At 53.3% G+C, this 6694-nt stretch carries 9 protein-coding genes; all 9 read left to right on the top strand.

All coding sequences use genetic code 11. The features are described 5' to 3' along the window. Positions 1–156: 156 nt before the first annotated feature. Genes ribH through recG form a run of 9 tightly spaced genes read left to right on the top strand, consistent with a single transcriptional unit; the run spans position 157 to position 6601 of the window. Positions 157–627, top strand: coding sequence for a 6,7-dimethyl-8-ribityllumazine synthase (gene ribH / locus Q1K24_RS08470; protein ID WP_300368831.1), 471 nt, complete (start codon positions 157–159; stop codon positions 625–627). Further along, on the top strand, positions 627–1046 hold the full coding sequence (gene nusB, locus Q1K24_RS08475) for a transcription antitermination factor NusB (protein ID WP_300368834.1): 420 nt from the start codon (positions 627–629) through the stop codon (positions 1044–1046). Before ribH ends, nusB begins: the two co-directional genes overlap by 1 nt. Further along, complete coding sequence (locus tag Q1K24_RS08480; RefSeq protein WP_300368837.1) at positions 1043–2089, top strand: dehypoxanthine futalosine cyclase; 1047 nt, start codon at positions 1043–1045, stop codon at positions 2087–2089. Before nusB ends, Q1K24_RS08480 begins: the two co-directional genes overlap by 4 nt. Position 2090: 1 nt before the next feature. Beyond that, a complete protein-coding gene (locus Q1K24_RS08485) occupies positions 2091–2528 on the top strand; it encodes a hypothetical protein (protein WP_300368840.1) in 438 nt (145 codons plus the stop codon). Continuing rightward, positions 2525–2818 carry a nucleotidyltransferase domain-containing protein gene (locus Q1K24_RS08490; protein ID WP_300368843.1) on the top strand — a complete coding sequence of 98 codons (294 nt, stop codon included), beginning with the start codon at positions 2525–2527 and terminating at the stop codon, positions 2816–2818. The genes Q1K24_RS08485 and Q1K24_RS08490 overlap by 4 nt, the downstream gene beginning before the upstream one ends. 54 nt (positions 2819–2872) lie before the next feature. Further along, a complete protein-coding gene (locus Q1K24_RS08495; RefSeq protein ID WP_300368846.1) occupies positions 2873–4123 on the top strand; it encodes a pitrilysin family protein in 1251 nt (416 codons plus the stop codon). A 57-nt stretch (positions 4124–4180) separates the two neighbouring features. Continuing rightward, the gene (locus tag Q1K24_RS08500; protein ID WP_300368849.1) at positions 4181–4411 is read left to right on the top strand and encodes a DUF433 domain-containing protein; all 231 of its coding nucleotides are present in this window, start codon (positions 4181–4183) and stop codon (positions 4409–4411) included. Further along, entirely contained in the window at positions 4404–4739 is a 336-nt protein-coding gene (locus tag Q1K24_RS08505) for a DUF5615 family PIN-like protein (RefSeq protein ID WP_300368852.1), read from the top strand. The genes Q1K24_RS08500 and Q1K24_RS08505 overlap by 8 nt, the downstream gene beginning before the upstream one ends. 8 nt (positions 4740–4747) lie before the next feature. Continuing rightward, positions 4748–6601 carry an ATP-dependent DNA helicase RecG gene (gene recG, locus Q1K24_RS08510; protein ID WP_300368855.1) on the top strand — a complete coding sequence of 618 codons (1854 nt, stop codon included), beginning with the start codon at positions 4748–4750 and terminating at the stop codon, positions 6599–6601. Positions 6602–6694 lie beyond the last annotated feature (93 nt).

Consider the following 6694-nt stretch of genomic DNA (forward strand, 5'->3'; position numbering starts at 1 on the left):
TCCCACAAAGGTGCGAAGCACCGTTCCCACACTCCCACCAGCGCGAAGCGCGTTCTCACAGTCTCACAGTCTAACATTCTCACAAGCCGCCCCCGGCGGCGTCTCACTTCCCAATTATGCTAAAATATCACAATTTCATTCACCGAGGATATATGTATGAATCTCATCGAAGGACAACTGAAACTCGAAGGCTCCGAACGGATCGCGATTATTGCGAGCCGATTCAATCACATCATTACCGATCGACTGGTCGAAGGTGCACGGGACGCTTTTTTGCGACATGGCGGAAACGATGACAATCTCGACCTGATACTGGTGCCGGGTGCGTTCGAAATCCCTTTCGCGCTGGAAAAGACGCTCGATAGCGGAAAATATGCCGCCGTCTGCTGTGTGGGCGCTGTCATTCGCGGTTCGACACCCCATTTCGATTATGTTGCGGCGGAGGCGACCAAAGGGGTGGCCAATGTGACGCTCAAACACGGCAAACCGGTGGCGTTCGGCGTGCTGACGACCGATACGATCGAACAGGCGATCGAACGTGCCGGATCGAAGGCCGGCAACAAGGGTTTCGAGGCGATGACCGGTGTGATCGAAATGCTCGATCTCTATCGAACGATGGAGGCGTAATGGCCACCCGACACCAGTCGCGGGGCGCTGTCATCGGTCTGCTCTATGCCCATGACATCGGCAATCCGGAGGTGGAGCAGTTCAGCGAAGATCTGTTGGAAGAGAAAAAGATACGTCATAAACAGCGGGAGTTTGCGCTGGGGCTCTATCACGGCGTTCTTGAGCACCTCGACGAAATCGACAAACAGATCCGGAGTCATCTGAAAGAGTGGGATTTCGATCGGCTCGACCATGTCGACAAATCGATTCTGCGTCTCGGTACCTACGAATTGCTGCATACGGATCTTGACCGGGCTGTCATTATCAACGAAGCTGTGGAGCTTGCGAAAGAGCTCGGCAGTGACCAGTCACCCAAGTTTGTCAACGGCGTGCTGGATGCCATCGAAAAGTCCAATCTGGAAGAGAACAGAGCAGAATGAGCCGCATGAGCAAAGCCGAGGCGGTTGAGCTGATCCGCCACGGCGACCTGAAAGAGCTGGGGCGCATGGCCTATGAAAAGAAAAAGGAGCTTCATCCCAAAGGGATCACCACATTCGTCGTCGACCGCAACATCAACTACACCAACCGCTGCTGGGTCGACTGCAAATTCTGCGCCTTCTATCGCCACGGTGAAGACGAGGATGTCTATGTGCTCAGCTTCGACGAGATCGACCGGAAAATCGAAGAGCTGCTTGAGATCGGCGGCACCCAGATACTCTTTCAGGGTGGTGTACACCCGAAACTGAAGATCGAGTGGTACGAAAATCTGGTGGAGCACATCCATCAGAAATACCCACAGGTCACGATTCACGGTTTTTCGGCAGTGGAGATCGACTACATCGCCAAAGTCTCGCGCATTTCGGTTGAAGAGGTGCTGCAGCGTCTCAAGAGCAAGGGGCTCAGTTCCATTCCGGGTGCGGGTGCGGAGATTCTCAGCGACCGGGTGCGCGACATCATCGCCCCCCGGAAGATCGATGTGAAAGATTGGCTCAATGTCCATCGGTTGGCTCACAGAAACGGTATCAAATCCACCGCGACGATGATGTTCGGTACCGTCGAAACCGACGAGGAGATTGTGGAGCACTGGGAGCATGTGCGAAACCTGCAGGACGAAACAGGGGGGTTCCGCGCCTTCATTATGTGGAGCTTCCAGCCTTATAACACGGCGCTGCAAAAAGAGGGGATCGTTACCCATAAAGCGAGTCCCAACCGATACCTGCGCCTGCTTGCGGTGAGCCGCCTCTATCTCGACAACGTACGCAATATTCAGAGCTCCTGGGTAACGCAGGGCAGCTACATTGGACAGATGGCCCTGCAATACGGCGCCAACGACCTGGGCAGCACGATGATGGAGGAGAACGTCGTCAAAGCCGCCGGTGCCGCCAACCGGATGAATCAGCAGGAGATGATCCGTCTGATCCGCGATATCGGAGAAACACCGGCCAAGCGCGATACGGCCTACGGGATACTCGAGGTGTATTGAAATGGGATATGAAGAGATACGGCTTTTTCAAAGGCTTTTGGAGGAGGCGAAGATTCATCGCGAGCGGATCGAAGAGGCCCGAAAATGTCTTGCGGAGGATCCCGACAGCATCCCCTGCTCCGATCAAATGATCTACCGTTTTTCCAAACTCCAGGATACGATGGGGCGGAAACTTTTTCGTGCTCTGCTGCATGCCGTGGGCGACTGGGAGTCCACGATGACGATGATCGATATCCTCAACCGGATGGACAAACTGCGCCTGATTGAGCCGGACAAATGGCGGGAAATCAGAGACATTCGCAACGAGATCGCCCACAACTACGACGACGATCCGGAAGTGACGAAAAATATTTTGAGCAACATCGAAAAAGCGTTGCCAATATTGGATCACTTTATGACAGGGATCGAAAAGTTCGCGACGCAAAAGGGCTTGCTGTGAGATTGGATGCATGGGAAGTGGAGGCGATTAGAGCCTGTCTGAAGGAGAGTTTCGGCGAGGATACGAAAGTCTATCTCTTCGGCAGCCGGGTGGACGATACCAAAAGAGGCGGCGACATCGATCTCTTCGTCGAAGCCGACCCCCTGCCCGAAGACTGGCTGGATAGGCGGTCACGCTTCTGGATTTGCCTGCAGGAGCGCCTGGGGGAGCAGAAGATCGACATTCTCGTCGCCCGTAATCCTGACGAGCCGATCGAGCGGATCGCACGGCGCGACGGCATAGAGCTATAGGATGGGACGATGAAGAAAATTTTGGTGATATTGGCATTGGTACAAGGAGTGTTGATGAGTGCGTTATTGGATAAAGTAGAGGTTAACGGTGTCGAAGTACCGCTGATTTTCGAAGAGGAGAGGCTGCTTCCGATCGCGTCGATGCAGGTGGTATTCCGCTATAGCGGATCGCTTGCCGACGAACGTCGTCCCGGGCTGGCGAAATTTTCGGCGAGGATGATGAACGAAGGGACGAAAACCCTGGGGTCTACGGGATTCGCCAAGGCGCTCGAAGAGCGTGCGATCAGCCTGAGTGCCCATAGCGGCACCGAAACCTTTGTCTTCGAACTCGGCAGCCTGAAAGAGGAGTTCGACAAAGGTGTCGAACTCTTTTCGCAGCTTTTGAAAGAGCCGAATCTGACCGATAAGAGTTTCAAAAAGGTCCAGACGACGACGATCGGCGCCTTGATGCGCAAAGAGAGCGATTACGACTATCAGGCGAGTCTGCTTCTGAAAAAAACGCTTTTCGAGGGGACGCCCCTGGCCAAACCGGCGGATGGTACCGTGGACGACATCAAGGCGTTGCAGCTGAACGACGTCAAAAATTTTCTGGAGGAGCATCTGGTTCTTCGTCGTGCGATCGTCGTCATCGGCGGGGCAATCGATCTGGACGAAGCGAAGCGGTATGCCCGGAAGGCGCTCGAACCGTTGGCGACAGGCGAGGCGGAACCGTTGCCATTTATCGAAGCGAGCGACAAAGCGGCAACCGTGACAGAAGAGAAGCCGACGGAGCAGGCCTACATCTATTTCGGCGCACCCTACCATCTGCGTGTGAACGACCCGCAGAGTTACAAAGCGAGGGTCGCCGCTTTCATACTCGGCAGCAGCGGATTCGGCAGCCGCCTGATGGAGGAAGTACGGGTGAAGCGGGGACTCGCCTATTCGGCATATGGCCGCATCGTACTCAACAAAAGCAGCAGCTACTTCAGCGGATACCTGCAGACGAAACTCGAAAGCCAGAACGAGGCGAAGAAAGTGGTACTCGAAGTGATCGAAGAGTTCGTGAAAAAAGGGGTGACCGAAAAAGAGCTCGAAGATGCGAAGATGTTCCTGCTCGGTTCCGAGCCTCTGCGCAACGAAACGCTTTCGCAGCGACTCGGACGGGCGTTCAACGAATACTACAAGGGTTTGGGGCTCGGTTATTCGAAGAAGCAGCTCGAACTGATCGAAGCATTGAAACTGGACGATCTGAACGCCTTCATCAAAACCCATCCGGAAATTTTGAAACTCTCCTTTGCTATCATCACGGATCACAAAGGAGAATAAATCTTTATGAGACACGCCGAGTAACGGCATGGTATAATGAACCAAAGGAGTCTGAATATGGATTTGAAAGAGCGCATTACAATCGATCCGGCCAAACGGAGTGGAAAACCCTGTATCCGGAATCTGCGTATCACAGTCTATGACATACTCGACATGCTTGCCTCCGGAATGACGTATGAAGAGATACTGCAAGACTATCCGAAACTGAGACAGGAAGATATACTGGCCGCTTTGCGATATGCGGCGGACAGGGAACACAAAACCACAGTGGTATCTTTGAGTGCATAAACGTCTGCTTTTTGACAACAATATATCCCATCGCGTCATTGCGCGGATCGATAGTATTTTCCCGGAATCCACGCATGTGATGTTCGAAAATCTCGATGAAGCGAACGATCTGGATGTCTGGCGTTTTGCAAAAGCGAACGATTTGACCATTGTGACCAAGGATTCGGATTTTAACGATCTGGCAATTTTATATGGTGCGCCCCCCAAAGTGATCTGGATCAAAATAGGAAATTGCCGGGTCGATGATATAGTGAATTTTCTGCATTTACGGCATGAAGAGATTCAGAGTTTTCTTGACGATTCCAAGGCTCTCATATTGGAAATATAGAGGCGTTTTTGGGCGATTTACCCTATAGTGAAAAACTCAAAAAAGCGGGCTTCTCTTCACTGCTCGAACTGGCTGTCCATACGCCGGTCTCCTATCTCGATACACGCCTTTCTGACTCGATTGTTCCGGGTGATCTTCATACTCTCGAAATCGTCGTTATTGCCGTCTCTAGGCCTCCGAAACGGCTTGTAGCGACGGTACGCACACCAATTTCCGATCGGCCGATCGACATCACGATTTTCCATCCGAAACCCTATCACGCGGCACTCTACAAACCGGGGATGCGGCACACTCTTCAGGGGAAGGTCGAACGGTTTGGCACAAAACTGCAGATGGTCAATCCAAGAACCGTTCCCAAAACCGGTGCCATCATTCCGCAGTACAAATGCCGGCTTCGGCAGGATCTGCACCGGCGCATCGTCGAATCGCTCGTGACGGTGGCGAACCTCGTAGGGGAAGGGCTCGATACTGCCCGCGCGGAACTGATCGTACGGGCGCACAGGCCTGACGAAACATGGCTGAAACTCTATAAAAGATACGGAGGTTTCGGTCCACGAACGGTCGAAGCGCTCAAGTTTTCCGAGGCGCTGGATTGGTTCAGGCGCATGCGCGGCAAACGGACCCACTTCCCTGCATTGATGCCGTTGACAGGGGAGATGGATGCTTTTTTGCGGAAACTGCCGTTCGAATTGACGGAGGGGCAGCGAAAAGCGATCGATGCGATACGCAGAGATCTGGGTGGCGAGATGGCCGCCAGGCGAATGATCGTCGGAGATGTCGGTTCCGGCAAGACGATGGTGATACTGGCGGCTGCAATGATGGCCTATCCGCATACCTCCATTCTGATGGCTCCCACTTCGATACTCGCCCGCCAGCTCTATGATGAGGCGAAAAAGTGGCTGCCCGATTTCTTCGATACCGCGCTCGTGACCCAGGGCCGGGAAGAGGGCAACATGGAAGATGCCCACTTCATTGTCGGCACCCATGCGCTGCTCTACCGGGATCTGCCCGAAGCACCCCTGATCATGGTCGATGAACAGCACCGCTTCGGTACCGAGCAGCGCAAAATGCTCGAACAGCTCGTCTCAAAAAATCCTCCATCTTCCATCCTCCATCCTCCATTATCAAAGCGAAGGCCCCATTTTCTTCAATTTTCCGCCACACCGATTCCGCGAACTCAGGCGATGATCGATTCAGCACTGGTGGATGTCACATTGATCGAAGGGACACCATTCGAAAAAGATATTACAACGACAATCATCGGGAAAAAGGATTTTCCTGGACTTTTGGAGCATATAGCCAAGGAGACGGAAGAGGGCAGGCAGGTGCTGGTGGTCTATCCGCTGGTGGAGGAGAGCGAGCATATCGGCTACCGTTCCATTGAGGAGAGCGAAGCGTTCTGGAACGAGCGCTTTGAGGGGGTCTATGTAACCCACGGCCGCGACAAAAACAAGGATGAAGTGCTGCAACGCTTTGCCGAAGATGGGAACATTCTTCTTGCCACCACCGTGATCGAAGTGGGCATTTCGCTGCCGAAGCTCTCGACCATCGTCATCGTCGGGGCGGAGAGAATGGGGTTGGCGACGCTGCATCAGCTCAGAGGGCGCGTCAGCCGTACCGGGCTGAAAGGGTACTGTTTTCTCTTTACGCACGATACCGATAATGAACGTCTGAAAGCGTTTGCGAGAACAACCAACGGATTTGAGATAGCCAGGCTTGATCTGAAGTTCAGAAAATCGGGTGATCTGCTGGATGGAAAGGTTCAGAGTGGAGAAGCGTTCAAATGGCTTGATATGGCCGAAGACGAGGAGATCGTCAGAGAAGCGAAAAGGAGAGCTGTTAGTGCCTATGGGGAGTTTTGAGATGGGTTCTAAATAAAAAAAGGCCGATGGATCAACTCCATCGGCCCTTCTGCCGGTCCAGGACCCCACAGTTTGTTATGACTATATTGAAAT

It is taken from the genome of Hydrogenimonas sp. (assembly GCF_029932565.1).
Classification (GTDB): Bacteria; Campylobacterota; Campylobacteria; order Campylobacterales; family Hydrogenimonadaceae; genus Hydrogenimonas.

Coding starts and splice junctions, on each gene's coding strand:
- Q1K24_RS08495 (WP_300368846.1), top strand. CDS start 2,873: ATGAGTGCGTTATTGGATAAAGTAGAGGTTAACGGTGTCGAAGTACCG.
- nusB (WP_300368834.1), top strand. CDS start 627: ATGGCCACCCGACACCAGTCGCGGGGCGCTGTCATCGGTCTGCTCTAT.
- Q1K24_RS08485 (WP_300368840.1), top strand. CDS start 2,091: ATGGGATATGAAGAGATACGGCTTTTTCAAAGGCTTTTGGAGGAGGCG.
- Q1K24_RS08480 (WP_300368837.1), top strand. CDS start 1,043: ATGAGCCGCATGAGCAAAGCCGAGGCGGTTGAGCTGATCCGCCACGGC.
- ribH (WP_300368831.1), top strand. CDS start 157: ATGAATCTCATCGAAGGACAACTGAAACTCGAAGGCTCCGAACGGATC.
- Q1K24_RS08500 (WP_300368849.1), top strand. CDS start 4,181: ATGGATTTGAAAGAGCGCATTACAATCGATCCGGCCAAACGGAGTGGA.